The 18,645-nt window shown below is 38.7% G+C and carries 15 protein-coding genes; all 15 read left to right on the top strand.

From position 1 onward, the window contains the following. The first annotated feature begins 229 nt into the window (after window positions 1–229). The 15 genes from tagH (at window position 230) to tssG (ending at window position 18,628) form a co-directional block, all read left to right on the top strand. Window positions 230–1,501: a type VI secretion system-associated FHA domain protein TagH gene (gene tagH / locus QL984_RS07685; protein WP_036955233.1), complete on the top strand. Its 1,272-nt coding sequence runs from the start codon at window positions 230–232 to the stop codon at window positions 1,499–1,501. A 15-nt stretch (window positions 1,502–1,516) separates the two neighbouring features. Beyond that, a complete protein-coding gene (tssJ, locus tag QL984_RS07680) occupies window positions 1,517–1,981 on the top strand; it encodes a type VI secretion system lipoprotein TssJ (RefSeq protein ID WP_013462959.1) in 465 nt (154 codons plus the stop codon). A gap of 15 nt (window positions 1,982–1,996) precedes the next feature. Beyond that, window positions 1,997–3,325, top strand: coding sequence for a type VI secretion system baseplate subunit TssK (gene tssK / locus QL984_RS07675; RefSeq protein ID WP_036955230.1), 1,329 nt, complete (start codon window positions 1,997–1,999; stop codon window positions 3,323–3,325). A gap of 22 nt (window positions 3,326–3,347) precedes the next feature. Next, window positions 3,348–4,628 (top strand): type VI secretion system protein TssL, long form, encoded by a 1,281-nt coding sequence (tssL, locus tag QL984_RS07670; protein ID WP_036955228.1) that lies wholly within the window; start codon window positions 3,348–3,350, stop codon window positions 4,626–4,628. Window positions 4,629–4,638: 10 nt separating this feature from the next. Continuing rightward, window positions 4,639–8,148, top strand: a complete 3,510-nt coding sequence (gene tssM, locus QL984_RS07665) for a type VI secretion system membrane subunit TssM (protein WP_016900102.1) — start codon at window positions 4,639–4,641, stop codon at window positions 8,146–8,148. After that, entirely contained in the window at window positions 8,130–8,858 is a 729-nt protein-coding gene (tagF, locus tag QL984_RS07660) for a type VI secretion system-associated protein TagF (protein ID WP_024602748.1), read from the top strand. The genes tssM and tagF overlap by 19 nt, the downstream gene beginning before the upstream one ends. Next, window positions 8,851–9,648 (top strand): protein phosphatase 2C domain-containing protein, encoded by a 798-nt coding sequence (locus QL984_RS07655; protein ID WP_033102984.1) that lies wholly within the window; start codon window positions 8,851–8,853, stop codon window positions 9,646–9,648. Before tagF ends, QL984_RS07655 begins: the two co-directional genes overlap by 8 nt. A 203-nt stretch (window positions 9,649–9,851) precedes the next feature. Beyond that, a complete protein-coding gene (gene tssA / locus QL984_RS07650) occupies window positions 9,852–10,967 on the top strand; it encodes a type VI secretion system protein TssA (protein ID WP_024602746.1) in 1,116 nt (371 codons plus the stop codon). 15 nt (window positions 10,968–10,982) lie between these two features. Continuing rightward, window positions 10,983–11,486, top strand: coding sequence for a type VI secretion system contractile sheath small subunit (gene tssB / locus QL984_RS07645; protein WP_036955223.1), 504 nt, complete (start codon window positions 10,983–10,985; stop codon window positions 11,484–11,486). Beyond that, window positions 11,483–12,973, top strand: a complete 1,491-nt coding sequence (gene tssC / locus QL984_RS07640) for a type VI secretion system contractile sheath large subunit (protein WP_013462966.1) — start codon at window positions 11,483–11,485, stop codon at window positions 12,971–12,973. Before tssB ends, tssC (QL984_RS07640) begins: the two co-directional genes overlap by 4 nt. Window positions 12,974–13,009: 36 nt before the next feature. Continuing rightward, window positions 13,010–14,536, top strand: a complete 1,527-nt coding sequence (gene tssC, locus QL984_RS07635) for a type VI secretion system contractile sheath large subunit (RefSeq protein ID WP_028834236.1) — start codon at window positions 13,010–13,012, stop codon at window positions 14,534–14,536. A 2-nt stretch (window positions 14,537–14,538) separates the two neighbouring features. After that, window positions 14,539–15,318: a type VI secretion system accessory protein TagJ gene (locus tag QL984_RS07630; protein ID WP_036955220.1), complete on the top strand. Its 780-nt coding sequence runs from the start codon at window positions 14,539–14,541 to the stop codon at window positions 15,316–15,318. A gap of 15 nt (window positions 15,319–15,333) precedes the next feature. Then, entirely contained in the window at window positions 15,334–15,819 is a 486-nt protein-coding gene (tssE, locus tag QL984_RS07625) for a type VI secretion system baseplate subunit TssE (protein ID WP_013462969.1), read from the top strand. Next, window positions 15,816–17,642, top strand: coding sequence for a type VI secretion system baseplate subunit TssF (gene tssF, locus QL984_RS07620; RefSeq protein ID WP_036955217.1), 1,827 nt, complete (start codon window positions 15,816–15,818; stop codon window positions 17,640–17,642). The genes tssE and tssF overlap by 4 nt, the downstream gene beginning before the upstream one ends. Further along, the gene (gene tssG / locus QL984_RS07615; RefSeq protein ID WP_036955215.1) at window positions 17,639–18,628 is read left to right on the top strand and encodes a type VI secretion system baseplate subunit TssG; all 990 of its coding nucleotides are present in this window, start codon (window positions 17,639–17,641) and stop codon (window positions 18,626–18,628) included. Before tssF ends, tssG begins: the two co-directional genes overlap by 4 nt. Window positions 18,629–18,645: the final 17 nt, after the last annotated feature.

Below are 18,645 nucleotides of genomic sequence, written 5' to 3'. Positions count from 1 at the left end.
TGAAAAAGTCGGTTTAAAGCCAGAAGATGTCTCTAAAGTGTTTATTTTTGGCCTAGTTAAAAAGCATTAAAAAGAAAAGTAACAAACGCCGTCGATGAGTATATAGGGCGTATTGTTTTAGAGACAAAATCTACAATGCGACATTTTCCTGTGTTAATTTCAATGTTGACAATAGTTTCGCTTCTACTTTATCCTGTTCACAATAATGCTATAGGGACTGACTTATCAAATGGAACTGATACTAAACATCACTAGTTATCACAGACTTTCGCCTGAAATCGAAGCTACCAAAACGGTAAAAGATTCACTCACTTTTGGCCGTTCTGAGGGATGCGATTGGCATCTCCCCGATCCTGAAAAAATTATCTCAAGTAAGCACGGTAAAATTGAAAAAGAAGGCGATTCTTTTTATATATACGATAATTCAACCAATGGTTTGTTTATTAATTTTGCAGTGGCGCCTTTAGGTCAAGGTAATAAACAACGTTTGTCAGATAGTGATGTCTTAACTATTGGTGATTTTCAGGTTGATGTTAGTTTAGCTGATGAGCCACACGCAGATATTAGTAATCCTATTACTTCAAACAGTTCTCAACAAGCAAATACATTTGCTTCACATAGCAGTCAAACTGCAGAGTCTGCGCCGTTATTCAATGATTCAATTATGAATGAGTCTATGCCTGCGGTATCTGTAATTTCACAACAAGCAACAGTGGATAATCATATTCCAGAAGATTGGGATGAACTAACTCGCCTTATGAATACCGATGAGTTTGATCTTGGTAATGACGAAGTGAATTCTTCAGCGCCAGTTGACACTCCAGCTCCAATAAAAGAAAGTGCGCCGACTAAACGTTATAATGCTGAGCAGCAAGCTGTAAAACAAACAGCGCCTGTAAAAAGCTTTGCTCAAAATGATAAAGTGTTTTGTGATGCCTTTTTAAACGGATTGGGGATTAAGGATGAGCTTAAAAGTGCTCTAGATAATGAAAAGCTGTGGTTTGAGATGGGGCAGGGCTTAAGTTTATTACTGACAGAGCTCATGGAATCTTTACGCCAACGCGCGATTGTAAAGAACAAATTAAGACTGAACCATACAATGTTTCAGACCGAACAGAACAACCCATTGAAGTTTTCTGCCAATATTGATGATGTTATTCAGAACTTGTTCATAAAAAATAGTGCAAGCTTTCTGTCTTCGAATGAATCTATTAAAGAAAGCTTTGTAGATACACGCAAGCACGAGCAAGCACTGCTCGCTGGTGCAGATGGCGTGCTCAAAGGGATGTTATCGCAAGTTTCTCCCGTGCAAATTAATCAACAGGCAAACGATAATTCTAACGTGTTAAAAATTATTCCAGGCCAAATAGAGTCTAAATGCTGGAAGTTATATCAAAGTTTATATGATGATATTTCTCAGGAAGTTAACGCGAAAGGCGCTATGGCTATGTCTGATGATTTTTTAAAAGCATATAACGATCGAATCAAAGAAACGCTCTAGAAAGGAAAGTAAATAATGCATAAAGTTAAGCTCTATTTAATGAGTTTTAGTTTACTATTTTTGGTACTGGGATGTACTACGATGAATAAAATCGTACCTCCTTCTACAGATCTGATCATCAATGTATCTAAAAATGTTAATCCGGATACATCAGAACGCCCTTCTCCGGTGGTGATGAAAATTTTTGAGTTGAGCTCAAGAACAATTTTTGACACGCAGGATTTTTTTAGTTTATACGATACGCCAGAAAAGATATTAGGCCCTGATTTATTAAAAAAGGATGAGTTAGAGCTTCAGCCTGATTCAGTACAGCAATATAAAATGAGCCTTAATCGTAATACTCGTTATGTTGGGGTTGTTGTTGCTTACAGAAATATAGACCAAGCAAGGTGGAGAGCGGTTATTGAAGTTGACCCCACCGGTTATGACGACATCAATGTAAATGTAGAAGCGATTGCTACATACATGAGAGAGCAATAAAAAAGGATTTTTAAAATGAGTGATAACACTCGTGTTGCTTGGACTGAGGGGATGTTTTTAAGACCTCAGCACTTTCAGCAATCAGATAAATATATTTCAAATGTGATTAAGCAAGTATGCAGTGGAAACCTTGCTGATCCATGGGGAATAATAGATATTAGTATTGATAATGAATTACTTAACAGTGGTCAATTCGCTGTGGATTCATTAACTGCAATTACCCCGGATCTACTGCCAATTGATATGCCTCAGTCAACCTCTTTACCTGAGCCTTTAGTGGTTAATAAAGATGTGTTTGACGAAGTTGTTTATTTGGCTATTCCTGCGCTAAAAAATAGTGGCGTTAATATATCGTCAACTGACGATAATATGGTTACTCGCTATAAGCTTAACGATTTGGCAGTGAGTGATGACTTATTGGGAGCGCAGTCTCAAGAAATAATTCAAGTTGCAAAAGTATACAGTAAGTTGATGCTGTCTTCTGATGATCATTCAGGGTATATCGTGTTGCCTTTAGCACGAATAGTGGATGTGAGCAGCGAAGGGCAAATAAAGTTAGATGCAAAGTACATTCCTCCCTCTTTAAAAGTAGGGCAGTGTAAACCTTTATCGGGGCTAGTGAGAGAAATTGGCTCAATGATAAAGCAACGCGCTGAAAGCATTGCTGCTAGGTTGTGCCAAGGTTATGCGGGTAGTACGTCAGTTGCAGATTTTATAATGCTGCAAACACTAAATAAATATGACGCGATATTTAATAATTTGCTCAGCGTTAATAGTTTACATCCGAACGTGTTTTATAGCCGCTTAATTGAACTGGCAGGTGAGTTATCAACCTTTAGCACGGCTAATAAAAGAGTGCCTAAATTACCTAATTATGATCACACAAATTTAGGGCAAGTGTTTAGTGAAGTGGTTAACTTTTTATACCAATCATTAAGCCATGTAATTGAGCAAACCGCGACTGAAATTAAGCTTGAACAAAGTAAGTTTGGTATTTCGTTTGGTGCCTTAAAAGATAAATCTATTTTAAATTCAGCGCAGTTTGTTTTAGCAATTAAAGCAAGCGTTCCGCATGAAGAGTTGAGAAAAATTCTACCTTCGCAAATTAAAATTGGCAGCGTTGAAACCATTCGTGATCTTGTTAACAACCAGATCCCAGGTATTACAATTAGTAACTTGCCAACAGCGCCAAGACAGATCCCTTACCATGCTGGTTTTCATTATTTTGAATTAAATCGCCATGGTGAACATTGGGAAAAACTGCGCTCCAGCGGAGGAATTGCTATCCACCTCTCAGGAAGTTACCCAGAACTCCAATTAAGCCTTTGGGCTATTAGAACTTAACTTTTTAAAAGGAAGAGTTTCAATGGACGAAACCATTATAAAACCACGCCCTGGCCGACTAGGGCGAAATACCCCAAGCAGTGGTGCAGCGCAAAATGATGCTGATAAAACCGTTATGTCGGTTGAGCCACCCTCTGCAAAGCCGATGAGCAATAATAAGGTATCAATTTTTAAAAATCCCTTGTTAGAAGCGGCAACAGATTGCTTTTCTCTTGTGATATCCATAAATCAATCGCTTGAAATGAGCAATCTAGCAGCGCTCAAGCACCGCTGTGTTGAGGCTATAAAGCGTTTTGAAGTGGAAGTCCGTAACCAGCACCTATCAAAAGAAGTGATTAATAATTCACGCTATTGCCTATGCGCTATTCTTGATGAGTCTGTATTGAATTCAAAGTGGAGCTCAATGGAGTGGGCTGATGAAAGTCTGCTGTCGACTTTTCACAAAGAAACCTTTGGTGGTGAGTATTTTTATACTCTACTTGATGCCGGGTTAGGGCAACCTGAAAAAAACAAACAGTTTTTGGAGTTGCAATACCACTGTTTAAACTTAGGCTTTAAAGGGAAATATCGATTAGATGCCGGCGGCGATACAAAAGTCGAAGAGTATCGTTCACAGCTTTATCATTTACTCAATCAGCTTGATGGCCCGATTAATAATAAACTATCTCCAAACTGGCAACAAAGAGTTGCTGCAGGTGTTGAACTAAGAAATCAAGTGCCACTGTGGGTCATATTTTCTGTGCTGGGGCTGATATTATTGATGATTTATCTATCAATAAATATGAAGCTAAATAACGATGTTTTTGCGATTAATGAAAAACTAGCGGCCATTCATCCGTTAGCTGTTAATCAAACGGTTGATAAAAAAGATCAGCAGCTGCGTGTACTTGAACAGTTACTGCAAACAGAAATTAAAATGGGGATTGTTGCTGTTGCAAAAAATTCCGATGGGATCCGCATAACGATAAACAGTGAAAATTTGTTTAAACAAGGGGATTCTCAACTACTTCCATCATTTCAGCCTATTTTAGAAAAGTTAGCGTTAAGCTTAGAGGGAACTAAAGGGCGAGTGCTTATAACGGGCCACACAGATGACTTACCAATTAGTACAGATAAGTATCCTTCTAATTGGCATCTTTCTTTAGCCAGAGCAACACAGGTTGCTAATTTAATGGCTAAAAGTACCAACTTAAGCGGTCGTTTATGGCCAGAAGGAAAGGGCGCTGCAGAGCCTATCGCCAGCAATTCAGATTCAGCTTCTCGGTCATTAAACCGACGAATTGAAATCGATCTATTATTTTAATGAGGCTGCAATGAGTTTCTCACAAAAATTTAAAAAAATAACCTACGCACTAACATCACGAACCGCTATATTAATTATCGGCTTTTTAGCCTTATCATTATTAATTTGGTTTGGTGGCCCTTTAATCGCAGTGGCAGACTATGTACCGCTTGCAGGTGTAGCATCACGATTATTAACTATTTTATTGGTATTATTAGTTTTTTCAGTGACCAAAATTTATCGTCTTATGCAGCAAAATAAGCGCGATGAAAAAATGGCAGATGAGTTAATTGATAACAATGATGCCAATAGTAGTGAAGTAAACGAAGAAATTACTACTCTTAAAACGAGAATGAATGAAGCTATAGATTTACTAAAAGATGTAAAGCTATTTAAAGGTAAAAATATATATCAGTTACCTTGGTATATTATGATTGGCCCTCCGGGTGCAGGTAAAACAACGGTTATTCATAACTCAGGCCTCGATTATCCATTAAAAGATAAGCTAGGCGTTGACTTAGTTCATGGTGTAGGCGGTACCCGTAATTGTGACTGGTGGTTTACCAATAAAGCGGTATTAATTGATACCGCAGGGCGTTACACAACACAAAGTAGCCACGCAAAACATGACTCAAGAGCATGGGAAGGTTTTTTAGGGTTATTAAGAAAGCATCGCCCGTTACGTCCTATTAATGGCGTGATGATCAGCATGGGTATTTCTGAGCTAATGAGCCAGACCAAAACTGAGCGAAACCTACATGCTCGTGCTATAAAACAGCGTCTTCAAGAATTACAAAACCAACTAGGGATGACATTTCCTGTTTATGTTATTTTTTCTAAAGTTGATTTAATTGAAGGCTTTAGAGAGTTTTTTGCTGAGCTAACTGAAGAAGAATGTGAGCAGGTTTGGGGAATTACCTTTGAACTTGATTTAGATAAAGATACTCAGGTAGATGCGTTCAATAAAGAGTTCCATGCTTTAATTTCTAAGCTTACGGAGATGTTAAATCGTCGGCTTATTAACGAGCGTAACGAAGCTATCCGTGCCAAAATTTTTGAATTCCCTCGACAGTTACGGGTATTGCAGGGCGTAGGTGATGACTTTTTAAAAGAAATTTTCACCCCCAATGCCTATGAAGAATTACCCATGTTCAGAGGGGTGTACTTAACCAGTGCGACGCAAGAAGGGACACCGTCAAGCTTTTTAAATGATGCGAGCGCAGGGAAAACAGATTACATAAATCAATCTAAAAGTTTCTTTATTAAGAATGTTTTAGAAAGTGTTATTTTTCCTGAGCAAAACTTAGCAAGCACTAACAAACATCATGATAAGCAAAATAAATGGCTTCGCGTTGCAAGTATTTCAGCTGCGTGTGTTGCTTTATTAGGTTTTTCAGTTTCGTGGTACTTTAGTTTTGCATGGAATAGCAACTTAATAGACGCCACCGATGAGGCAATTACTACTTACCAAGAGCTCGATGCCTCTTCGTTTGATAGAAATAATTTATTGGTGTTGAACGACAGACTAAATGCACTGAGAAATCTACCTGCTACTAACTCTGAGCTCATTAACCCTGAGGATGCTTCATCAGTTGGTTTTAATAAGTTAACCGAAATTAAAGAATCTTCTACTAATGCTTACAAGCGTTCTTTACAAACGTATTTAGAGCCATTTGTTGCTAATACTTTAATTAAGGAAATGGAAGCGCATCCAGAACACTTAAGCTATTTATATGAAACGCTAAAGTGTTACTTAATGTTGTTTAAACCTGAATACTTTGAAAGTGAAGATATTGTGGTGTGGTTCAGTGCTTATTTAGACAGAAACTTACCCGGTGATATGAATATGCAAACGCGTGGTGAGTTAATGAATCATATTTCAGCTTTACTCAATGAGGGAATCACGCAAACCGAAATAGATAACCAAGCTGTGCGAGTTGCACGTGCAGAGTTAACTAAACTACCGATTGCGGAAAGAGCATACCAGCGTCTTCAAGCTGATTTTCTCGATAGTAGTATTCCGCCTTTCAGACTAACCGATATTATTAGCTTTGAAAGTGCACAAAAGTTTACTTTTCGTAATAACGGCGACTTAACGCGAAGCATTCCAGGGTTATACACTTTTAATGGTTTTCATGGCATTTTTAATATTGAAAAAGGAAAAATGCTTGGAAACTTAATGGCTAGTAGCTGGGTTTACGGGCAAGAAGCCTCAGGAACTTACGATATTTCTAAAGCGGAGATAGAGAAGAAACTAGAGCAGCGCTATTTCCAAGATTACATTTATTATTGGCAGTCATTTTTAGATGACTTGAGTCTTAATCAATACAGCTCACCCGCTGAAGGCGTCAATATTACTGATGTGCTAGCAGGCTCTGAAGCACCGATTAAAAATATCATTAATGCGGTGAAAAAGAATGTTCAGCTTACTAAACTACCAGTATCTGAAAATCAAAAAGTAGCTGGTGATGTGGCAGCCAATGCCGCTAAAGTCGCTATGCAAACTAAAGCAAATCGAATTAAGCGCTTTTTACCTGATGAAGCTCCAAAATTTGAAATTGATCTACCAGGTTACCAAGTAGAAGAAGCCTTTGAAGATATTATTGATATTGATGTTCAGCAACTTGATAATATTCAGAAAAATTTAAGAGAGTTAAATATTTATTTAACCAAGCTTGATAGAGGCGATCAGCTTAAGTACTCCATTAAAGATCAAATAAGCGGTAAGAGTAAACCTAGCTTTATTCGCCAATTAGAGTATCAAAGCAGCGACTTACCTTATCCATTTAATAGTTGGTTACTGGATATTAGTAGAGATACTAGCAACATAACCAAAAATAGTGCTAACAGGCATCTAAATGAAATTTGGAAAAGTAAAGTTTTACGCGAGTATAACGCGGCGATTGTGGGCCGTTACCCATTTGCTCCGCAGGCTGAAAAAGAAGTCAGCATTAAAGACTTTACCCGCTTCTTTGGTCCTAATGGCACCATAGACAACTTTTTCAATAGCTACGTAGCCCCGAGTGTGGACATGAGCTCAACCCCTTGGAAGTTTGAAAAAGATATCGGTATTAGCAACAACACGTTAAAAATGTTCGAGCATGCTTACAAAATTCAAACCGCATTTTTTGACCGTGGTAGTAATACTCCAAGAATTGAGTTTGGCTTGCGTACCTTTAAATTAGACAAAACGGTCTCAAGCTTCATGATTGAAATTGATGGCCAATCTATGATTTATCGTCATGGTCCGCTTAAGGTGACCAATTTTGTTTGGCCTGGTGCAAGTGGTCAAAGCAAAACTCGAGTGGTGTTTACTCCACCAAATGGTGGGCGTTCAATTAACACCACCTACCAAGGTGAGTGGTCACTTTACAGAATGTTAGATGAACTGAGTGAAAAGCGAAGTAAAACGCGAGAAGACTTAGAGCTGCATTTCTCACTAATGGGTAACAATGCAAAAGTAGAATTATTGCCGAGTTCAATCAGGCATCCTTTTTGGAATAGCAGTGTAGAGAAGTTCTCATGTCCGACCCGATTGTAGATATTGGTTATCTTGGCAAAGTCCCTTGTTTAGGCGACTTTGTTCAAGATAATGTTACTAAAGAGTTTTCAGAGCATTGGGAGCAATGGCTTCAGGCTGCCATTGCTGTAAGTAAAGAACAGCTTGGTGATGTTTGGCAAGAAAACTATTTAACAGGTCCCGTTTGGCATTTTGCCTTAAGCCCAAATATTGTGGGTGATACTGGCGTTATGGGCACGTTATTGCCAAGTATGGATGCTGTGGGGAGGCATTATCCTCTCACGGTAACGCGAACAACACATATTGCTCCTGTCGATGTGCTTCATTCTGGTGTTTTTTCGTTGGAGTACGAAGATGCAGTACTCAAAGTACTTGATGGCTCCGTTGATTTATTTTCTTGGCGCAAAGAGTTAGCTAATACTTTGAGCGAAATTACTTCAACTAAAAAGCAAGTTAGTTTTGCAAACTCGCTAGATAAGAATAAACAGGCTACAGCATTGGAGTTTTCTGGTACCGAATTAAGTGATCACATTTTACAAGATGCCATGCATGCCATTTTATATAAAAAGTATGGTGATTACAGTGTTTGGTGGACTCATGGCTCATGCAATATTAAGCCTATGGTGTTGATCACTTCGGCTCTACCGCCTGTAAATCAAGTGGCCGCTATGCTAGATGGACGATGGAAACATTGGGAATGGAATTTTACACAGGTAAAAAATAGTGATTAATAATTTAAGCTCAAGTTATGCCATTACCCACCGAGGTGCTGTTAGGCAACTTAACGAAGACGCGCATGTAGAAATTAACAGCCATAATTTATGGGTAGTAGCTGATGGTATGGGAGGACATGAAGCGGGTGAAGTTGCCAGCCAATTAGTTGTTGATGTTATAAGAACCCATGTTGAAAAGTTTAAACTAGAAGATTTAAACGTCAGTGACATTGTTAAAGCCATTGAAGATGCAAATAAACAATTAACTGAATATAGCGCGCAATACTTAAGCAACAAAACAGCGGGCAGCACGGTGACAGCTTTGTTTGTTAAAAATGAGCGCTATTACATTTTATGGGTTGGCGATAGCAGAGCTTATTTGTTGCGCAATAGTAAGTTGACTCAAGTTTCTAGAGATCATAGCCAAGTTAACGACTTAATAGATGAAGGAATGATTTCTGTTGAAGAAGCTAAAAATCATCCACTATCTAATGTAATTACCCGTGCCGTAGGGGTAATGGATGAAGTAAAAGTTGATGTTGTTGAAGGGGATATAAACACAGGCGATATATTTTTACTGTGCTCAGATGGTCTTACTGGCGAGTTATCAGATGAAGAAATATGTTTGTCATTAGAGCCCTCTAGTATTATTGATTCAGGAATGGCGTTAATGCATTCTTCGTTAGTCAGAGGAGCCAAAGATAACGTGACCTGTATTTTAGTAAAATATGATGATGTGGATGCCAATCAATCGATACAATCTTGCAATTTGCAAGATGAGGCAACGATTCCATTGTTCACTAAGTAGCTGATTAAGCCTGTTTTAGTATAATCAAGAAAAAAAGTTGTAAATAAATCAGGAACAAAAAAACTGTTATTTCAATTATTTATAAAATAACATTAGCCAGCTTATCGGCATAATAGCGTCAAGGCTTGTAATTTAATTTAAAGAATGTAATATAATTTCCGCTTTGCTTCTTAGAGCACATGGATAATATTTAGGACAATGGAATGTTTTTATTTGAAGAGTATATTTCCCCTATTTCAGATGCTGAGTTTGCAGGTATTGATCCGCGCTCAGACGTCTCTCCAACGTCTACTTACTATGCCTTAAAAGATTTAAGAAACCAACTTCGTGCGGCTGAAAGAAATGCCTTAGTCGATGAAGAGGGAATTGCTTCACTTTCGCGAGATTGGCTGCCATTACTTGAACAATGCAGTGAGGCAGTTAAAAGCGAAAGCAAGGATATTGAATACCTTGCATGGCTAATTGAAGGTTTATGCCGCGTTCACGGGTTTAAAGGAATAGCGTTTGGTTTTCGCGTTGCCAAGTATTTGCTTGAACACCATTTTGAATCCCTTTATCCAACACTTGATGACGGTGATGAAATTTCAGACAAAGTGTCTGCCTTAGTTGGCTTAAATGGTACAGCCGGTGAAGGCACGTTGATCATCCCAATAAAAAGCATTTATATGACAGACAGTGTCAGTATGGATCCTTTTTCTTTTTGGGAGTATCAGCAAGGGTATGATATTTCGCGTTTAAATGATGAAAAGCGCGAAAAGAAAATAGCCCAAGGCGCAGTTGATTTTGAGCAATTAGAAAAAAGTGCCGCTGAGACCAGTACCGAATTTTTTGTGTCTTTAAAAAACGATATTGAAGATGCGATAGAGCAGTTTGCTGCCTTGAGCGAAGTTATGGATGAGGTGACAGGTGAGCCACAACCGACGTCTAACATCAAACAAGCATTAGAAGTGAGCTTAGCGGCGGTAAAACACGTAGCAGCAGATAAGCTTGAAGCAGCGCAAACTGCACTAGATAAAGCTAACGCTGAGCCTGAAGAGGAACTCGTTGAGGATGCGATTCAAGCTGACTCAGAGCAACCTAAAAAGCTTAGCAGTGATGAGATTAATTCAAGAGAAAACGCAATTAAAAAACTTCAAGAAATTGCGACTTTTTTCAGAAAGACTGAACCTCATTCACCGATGTCTTATACGATAGAACAAGTTATTCGATGGAGCGAATTATCGCTACCTGAGTTATTAAATGAGTTAATTACAGATAGTGATGCTAGGACTGGATACTTTAAGTTGTCTGGCATTAAGATCAGCGAAACTGAAACATAGTAAAAGGAGTTCTCAATGAGTATCCATGATAAGTTAAAACGAGTTCGTAAACCTAGAGTACATATCACTTATGATGTGGAAACTGAGGGCGCGGCAGTAAAAAAAGAATTACCCTTTGTAGTGGGTGTAATGGGCGATTTTTCTGGTGATAATACAGAAGCGCTTAAGCCACTAAAAGATAGACGTTTTATTCAAATTGATCGTGATAACTTTAATGATGTTTTAAAGCGTATGAACCCATCTCTACGTTTAAAAGTAGACAACACATTAACGGATGATGGTTCTCAGTTTGAAGTTAACTTGAACTTCAAATCGATTGACGATTTCGAGCCTGCAGCCGTTGTAAATCAAGTAGAGCCGTTACGCAAATTGATGGAAACGCGTAACAAGCTTCGTGACTTGATGACGAAGATTGACCGCTCAGAAGAACTTGAAAACGTACTAGAAGAAGTTTTAAGTAATACAGCAAGCTTAGATTCGATGGCGAAAGAACTTAACTTAGAGGAGACTGATAAATGAGCACTGAACAATTAGCAACAGAATCAGAATCAGTAGCAGAAGTTAGTTCTTCACTTTTAGAGCAAGCAATTGGTGCGACTAAACAAACAGAGTCAAGCCGTGCTGAAGAGTTACTGAAAACGTTAACTGAAGAAGCATTAAAAGGCACAGTTCAATGGAACAAAAACATGACTGTGACGTTTAATGAAGCAATTCAATTAATCGATCAAAAAATCTCAAAGCAGTTAAGTGTCGTAATGCACACGGATGAGTTTCAAAAACTTGAAGGCTCATGGCGCGGATTACATCACTTAGTGATGAATTCTGAAACTAGCTCAACATTAAAAATTCGTGTTTTAAACATGAAAAAGAAAGAGCTGCATAAAGACTTAAGTAAAGCTGTTGAGTTTGATCAAAGCCAAACCTTTAAGAAAATATATGAGTCAGAATTTGGTACCCCAGGTGGTGAACCGTATGGCACGATTGTAGGTGACTTTGAATTTACGAATCACCCAGAAGATGTTGAAACATTAAGTTTAATGTCTAATGTTGCAGCCGCTGGTTTCTGTCCATTTATTGCCGCATCATCACCGTCGTTATTTGGCTTTGATAATTGGGAAGAATTAACTAAGCCACGTGATTTAGAAAAAGTGTTTGAATCACTAGAATACACTAAATGGCGTTCATTTAGAGACAGCGATGATTCACGCTTTGTATCACTTACTATGCCGCGTTTCCTTTCGCGTTTACCTTATGGTGCAGCGTCAAAACCAGTTGAAGAATTTAACTACGAAGAATTTGAAGTTGAAGCGAAAGATGGCCGTTCAGTCAGCACTGATAATAGTGATTACTGTTGGAGTAATGCCGCATACGCTATGGCAACAAACATGACCGCTGCTTTTTCTCAATATGGTTTCTGTACTGCTATTCGTGGCGCAGAGGGTGGTGGTAAAGTAGAAGGCTTACCAACGCACATATTTACAAGTGATGATGGCGATCCAGATCTTAAATGTCCAACAGAAATTGGCATTACAGACCGTCGTGAGGCCGAGCTAAGCCAGTTAGGTTTCTTGCCTTTATGTCACTATAAAAACACTGATTATGCTGTTTTCTTTGGTGGCCAAAGCTGTCAAAAACCAAAAATCTACTCAACACCTGATGCAACCGCTAATGCTGCCATTTCAGCACGCTTACCTTACTTAATGGCGACTTCTCGTTTTGCTCATTACCTTAAAGTAATGGCGCGCGATAAAATTGGTAGCTTTATGGAAGCCGAAGACGTTGAATCATGGTTAAACCGTTGGATTCTGTCTTATGTAAATGCGACAGAGGGCGGTGGTCAAGATATTAGAGCACGTTACCCTCTTGCTGATGCGAAAGTATCTGTAAAAGAGATCCCAGGACAACCTGGTGCTTATAACGCTGTTGCTTGGCTTAAACCTTGGTTACAAATGGAAGAGCTTACTTCTTCTTTACGCCTTGTAGCTAAAATCCCAGAGATCGGTTAATAAAACCGCTCTCTGCATTAAGGATGATGCAATAGAATGAATCACGAAGAGTTTTCATTTATCAATCAAGACTTCACTTTTCAACAAAAGTCGCAGTCTCGAATAAGTGATAATGACGCTTTACTCGATAGGTTTTTGAACGAAAAAAACCTAGATAAAGCGTTATTATTATGGCTTGAAGGCTCTTCTGATTCTCCACTTTCTTGGAATAAGGAGTCATTGAGTCCTTATTTACAGCGTGTGATCATTGAACTCGATCAACTGATTTCTGCACAACTCAATCATATAATTCATGCAAAAAGCTTTCAAAATTTAGAAGCTAGTTGGCGAAATTTATGGTGGCTATTATTACAAACAGAGCAACAAGACAAAGAAAAAAAAGTAAAAGTTAAATTGCTTAATTGTGACTGGCCAACGCTCTCAAAAGACGTAAATAAAGCGATAGATTTCGATCAAAGTACGTTTTTTCAATTACTCTATCAAAACGAATTTGACAGTGCCGGCGGCGAGCCCTTTGGTATTGTGATTGGTGATTATGAAATTAGTAATGGTTGCTCAGCGGGCACTATTTACAACGATATAGATACGATTAAAGAAGTGTCAAGAACGGCTGCCGCCGCATTTTCTCCTTTTATATGTTCGGCATCGGCTAACTTATTTGGCGCTGATAGCTTTTCAGATTTAGGTTATTACTCTGATTTATTTAATCATTTTGAGCAGCCTGAATATATAAAATGGCAAAGCTTTAGGAAAATGGAAGAAGCTAGATTCATGGGTTTTACACTCCCTCATGTGCTAGTTAGGCCGCCTTATGCTAATGACGGTAAGCGCCATCAAGAATTCTATTTCAAAGAACAAATTATTAATCCAGAAACAGATATGCTGTGGGGAAATGCAGCCTATCAATTTGTATCAACAATAATCAGAGCTTACTGCGATAGCGGCTGGTTTGGGCATATACGTGGTATAGAGCCAGGGAAAGTGTCAAAAGGCTTAGTCACAGGGCTAGCTCGCGATAGTTTTGCTAATGATACTTATCAAAAAGAAGCCAAGCCGCCACTGGATTTGTTAGTAACCAGTAAGTTTGAAAAGCAATTTTCTGAACTCGGTTTTATCCCAGCCTCTTCGGTTACAAATACCGAACATATTGTTTTTTACAGTAATGCGTCGGTTCAAAAGACAAAAAATTACGACTCAAGCGCTGCTAATATCAATGCGCGCTTATCGTCTATGTTGCAATACATTTTATGTGTATCGCGCTTTGCGCACTATTTAAAATTATTGGCCCGAGATCGTGTTGGTTCTTATAGCACGGCTCAAGCGTGTGAAAGAGATTTACAAGCGTGGATCAATAACTACACAACCGCGTCAGACTCTGCGTCTGAGCACATTAGAAGTAAATACCCACTCAGTAATGCAAAAATAAAAGTAAGTGAAAACAAGGCTAATCCGGGTCATTACTTTTCGGTTTTGCAGTTACAGCCCCATTTTCAGTTAGACCAAATGGTCTCGAGTATTAAGTTAATAACAGAGCTCAGTCCTCATCATAAAATAAAGGAATAGTCATGAAGAAAATACACAGTTTAATTCGCGAGGGAAAACTTGCTGATGCTTTATTATGTTGCGCTAAAGAGTTGCAAGATGAGCCTTTAAATTTTGATATTAGAAGTCTTTATTCTGAATTACTTTGCATTAACGGTGAACTTGAAAAAGCAGATAAACAGCTAGATTTTATGGTGCAAAAGAACCCTGAATTTGCTGTAGGTGCGGTTAACCTTAGGCATTTAATTCGCGCACAACAATCGCGTGTAGATTTTTATCAAGGTAAGGGTATTCCTAAACTCTTTCATGAAGCTAATGAGCTAGACACCTTGTTCTTAAAAATGCACGTAGCCCTACTTGAAGGCGAAACATCTGAAGCGGCAACGCTTGCAAAACAAATGGAAGCGCTTCGTCTTGAAAGCGTTGATGATGAGCATTCAGCAATTAGAGATTTAGATGATAGCTTAAGCCCATATTTGGAAGTGCTAGGCACGAATGGCAAGTTTTACCTTGCAAACTTTAATGAAATTGAAACATTAAAAGTAGAACCTGTAGCGTCTTTATTAGAGAGCATCTGGTTACGTGTTGAGATCACTATCAAAGACGGTCCTTCAGGCACGGCACATTTACCGTTGGTTTATGCAAACTCAAATACTGAGCTTGAAAAGTTAGGTCAGGTTTCTGATTGGGATGAACTACAAGATGAGTTTATTGTAGGTAAAGGAATGAAAATGTTATTTGTCAACGATGAGGCAATCACCATTCCCAGTCTAAAAATCAACGCCGTTGAAACAGCAGAGTAAGCGCAATAGACGATTATGATTGAACATAAGCAGCAACTCCAAGCATCTATTTTAGATAGGCTCATTGACGATGAGCCTGACTTTCAAGATGCGCCTTCTCGTACTGAGGGGATCAGCATTAGTGAGCTGAGAAAAAATGTGCGTAGAGACATAGAAGCGCTGCTAAATGCTCGAATTCAGTGGCATACCTGGCCATCACAATATGCTGAGTTGTCGACTTCGTGTTTATCATATGGTTTGCCTGATTTTTCAAGTATGTCTGTAAGCTCTCACGAAGGGCGTGCACTTTTATGCGAAACCGTAAGAAATACAATTTTAAAATTTGAACCACGGTTTATTGAAGTAGAAGTGTTTACCGATGATGAAGTACCCGTGAACAGAGTATTAAACCTAAGGATTAACGCCTTGTTGTATGCCGATCCAGAACCTGAATTTATTAGCTTTGATTCTGAAGTTGAGCCAGTTAATTTAGGTATGAAGATTATTGAGGCCTCTTTATGAACGATGAGTTATTGAAGTACTACAATCGCGAACTAGCGTTTGTTCGCCACATGGGTAAAGACTTTTCTGAAAAGTACCCTAAAGTTGCCGGGCGATTAAAGTTAAGTGATGACCATATTGAAGACCCTCATGTATCTAGGCTAATCGAATCGTTCGCATTTTTAACTGCAAATATTAGGCAAAAACTAGATGACAGCTTTCCTGAACTAACGGATGCTCTATTGGGGCAAATGCTGCCAGACTATCAAGCGCCTATCCCTTCAATGTCGGTAGTAAAATTAGAAGCTGAAAATCTGTCCACCACGGGCGTGGTCATTCCAAGAGGCAGTGAAGTAGAAACCAATGTTGAGTCGATGAAGCAATGTAAGTTTCAAACCTGTTACGAAACTTATTTATGGCCTGTTGAGATCACAAGTGCCCAATTTGATAATAGTCCGTTTGTTGCCCCTAAGCCTCGTTGGCATGAAAAAGCTAAGTCAATTTTTAAACTTGAGCTAACCGGTGAATATCCGGGTGTATCATTAGCTGAAACCGGGCTGGAAAAATTACGATTATTTATAAATGGCCAATGGCATCATACGCTTAAAGTGTATGAACTATTATTTAAACACGCTATTGGTATTGCTTTTGATAATGGTGAAGAGGGTATAAAGTACCTTTCTAAAAACCAGTTAAAAGCCGTAGGCTTTGATGCAAATGAAGCGGTGGTGCCCTATTCGCAGCGCTCAAGTGCTGGTTATCGGTTACTGGTGGAAAACTTTACCTTTCCGGAAAAGTTTCGCTTTGTTGAGCTTGAAAATATTCGTTCATCACTGCCTGAAAAGTCTAACAAATGCAGTGTGTATATTTACCTTGATTCAGAGTCAACCGAGCTTGAAAAGCAAGTAGACAAAAATATGTTTTTAATGGGATGTACACCCATTATCAATATGTTTGAGCAAGAACTAGAACCGATTCGCCCTGAGCTGAGTGAATACGAATACCAATTAACACCACGCTATATGGACTCTGAAATCTCAGAGGTGATTGGTATCTCAGAAGTTATTGCGTTTGATCACAAAGGGAACAAACAAATAGTGTGTCCTTTTTATGGGCAGACTCATCCACGATACCAAGGCCATGATGATTTATTTTGGCACATCCGCAGAGAAACCGCCTCATGGGCCGGTGGCTATGTTGAGTCAGGTACGGAATCGTTTCTATCATTGGTAGATGCACGATTTGAAAATAGCGCTATGGATTATGCTGAAGGGAACACGGTATTAACAGTACGTGCTAATTGCAGTAATCGAAACCTTCCTGCTAGCATGCCTTTTGGAGATGATGAACTCGGACTTTTAATGCCTGAACGTGGTGATGTAATAAAAAAAATACGTTGTTTAATCCCATTTACTCATGCAGTTAGACCGATATTAGCCGATGCAACTCGTTGGCAATTAGTTAATCATTTAACCCTTGATGCGTTTAGTGGAGATGATGCATGTAACAAGCTTAAAGAAGTGTTACGGCTGTATGACTTTAGAGCTTCACCGCAAACAAAAGGCCTTATCGATAATATTTACCGCGTGATTGTAGAACCAGCAACGGCGCGTGTTGTACAAAAAGGACGAGTAAGCTTCGCAACGGGAAGCGAAATAGAAATTACCTTTGCCAATGATGATTTTTCGGGAAGTGGTATGTTTTTCTTTGCTTCTATCCTCGATCATTTCTTTGCACAATTTGCGGCAATAAATAGCTTCACGCGTGTTAGTTTAAGGCTCAAAGAACAAGAGCAAGTGTATTATCAATGGCCTGCTCGAGTTGGGGAAAGCCCGTTAATATGATCCAGCATATTATTTCTCAAGCGTCACAAGTTGATTTTTATAAAGCTGTTTTCATTATTGAAAACCAGCTTAAAAAGCATTGCTTAGAGTATCGCTATGTAGGGTATGACAGTAGCCCAAAGCAAGAGTTAATTAAATTTACCGCAACACAAAAATTTGGTTACCCAGGTAACGCTATCACAAAATTAGAGCAAGCTAGCTTTGAAGATGGGTTGCATAAAGTCAACATGCAGATCTCTTTTATGGGATTAACGGGTTGCTCGGGTGCTTTACCCCAATTTTACAGCGAGCTGGTGATGCAGCGTCTTCGCTATAAAGATACCACCATGCGTGACTTTTACGATATGTTTAATCATCGTTTGGTGTCTTTATATTATCGAGCGTGGAAAAAATATAAGCCGTCTTTAAATCATGTGAACAAAGATAAAAACAAAGACCCATATACACAAATATTGGGACTTTTAAGTGGCGGCTACAATGATCATCAGTTGCACTTTTCAGGCCTTTATAGCCGAAAAATTCGCAACGCTTTTGATTTAAAAAGTGTATTGAGCTCTTACCTTGGTTGTGATGTTGTCATCAAACAAATGGTAGGAAAGTGGCATGATTTGAAGCCACAAGAACAAACTTGTTTAGCAAGTGAGCGCCTATATGAGGGACAACATGCTCGCTTAGGCGTTGATACCGTAATAGGTAAAAAGATATGGGATATTTCTTCTAATATTGAGATTCATATCAGCACTACTGATATTGATAAAGCAAAATCCTTGTTACCGAAAGGCAAGTTATTTGAGTTAGCTACAAAGATTGTAAAAGATTATGCGGGCAATGCGATTTCATTTCGACTTATCATCGAATCAGATTTTCAACAACTTGATGCGGTGCAGTTGTCTAAACGGGAATGCCAACTTGGCGCTAATAGCTTTTTAATGGCGAGTAAAAACACCCCTAAATTTAACCCTATTAAGTTATCGTTTAAAGGATAATTAAAAATTAAAAGGAA

The organism is Pseudoalteromonas sp. APC 3495, from assembly GCF_030407645.1.
Classification (GTDB): Bacteria; Pseudomonadota; Gammaproteobacteria; order Enterobacterales; family Alteromonadaceae; genus Pseudoalteromonas; species Pseudoalteromonas tetraodonis.
The sequence above is the reverse complement of the archived record's forward strand: the minus strand, read 5'-3'. Positions and strand labels throughout refer to the sequence as shown.

What these genes read in the sequence shown, in the direction of transcription:
- tagH (WP_036955233.1), top strand. Translation starts at nt 230, where the DNA reads ATGGAACTGATACTAAACATCACTAGTTATCACAGACTTTCGCCTGAA.
- tssJ (WP_013462959.1), top strand. Translation starts at nt 1,517, where the DNA reads ATGCATAAAGTTAAGCTCTATTTAATGAGTTTTAGTTTACTATTTTTG.
- tssK (WP_036955230.1), top strand. Translation starts at nt 1,997, where the DNA reads ATGAGTGATAACACTCGTGTTGCTTGGACTGAGGGGATGTTTTTAAGA.
- tssL (WP_036955228.1), top strand. Translation starts at nt 3,348, where the DNA reads ATGGACGAAACCATTATAAAACCACGCCCTGGCCGACTAGGGCGAAAT.
- tssM (WP_016900102.1), top strand. Translation starts at nt 4,639, where the DNA reads ATGAGTTTCTCACAAAAATTTAAAAAAATAACCTACGCACTAACATCA.
- tagF (WP_024602748.1), top strand. Translation starts at nt 8,130, where the DNA reads ATGTCCGACCCGATTGTAGATATTGGTTATCTTGGCAAAGTCCCTTGT.
- tssA (WP_024602746.1), top strand. Translation starts at nt 9,852, where the DNA reads ATGTTTTTATTTGAAGAGTATATTTCCCCTATTTCAGATGCTGAGTTT.
- tssB (WP_036955223.1), top strand. Translation starts at nt 10,983, where the DNA reads ATGAGTATCCATGATAAGTTAAAACGAGTTCGTAAACCTAGAGTACAT.
- tssC (WP_013462966.1), top strand. Translation starts at nt 11,483, where the DNA reads ATGAGCACTGAACAATTAGCAACAGAATCAGAATCAGTAGCAGAAGTT.
- tssC (WP_028834236.1), top strand. Translation starts at nt 13,010, where the DNA reads ATGAATCACGAAGAGTTTTCATTTATCAATCAAGACTTCACTTTTCAA.
- QL984_RS07630 (WP_036955220.1), top strand. Translation starts at nt 14,539, where the DNA reads ATGAAGAAAATACACAGTTTAATTCGCGAGGGAAAACTTGCTGATGCT.
- tssE (WP_013462969.1), top strand. Translation starts at nt 15,334, where the DNA reads ATGATTGAACATAAGCAGCAACTCCAAGCATCTATTTTAGATAGGCTC.
- tssF (WP_036955217.1), top strand. Translation starts at nt 15,816, where the DNA reads ATGAACGATGAGTTATTGAAGTACTACAATCGCGAACTAGCGTTTGTT.
- tssG (WP_036955215.1), top strand. Translation starts at nt 17,639, where the DNA reads ATGATCCAGCATATTATTTCTCAAGCGTCACAAGTTGATTTTTATAAA.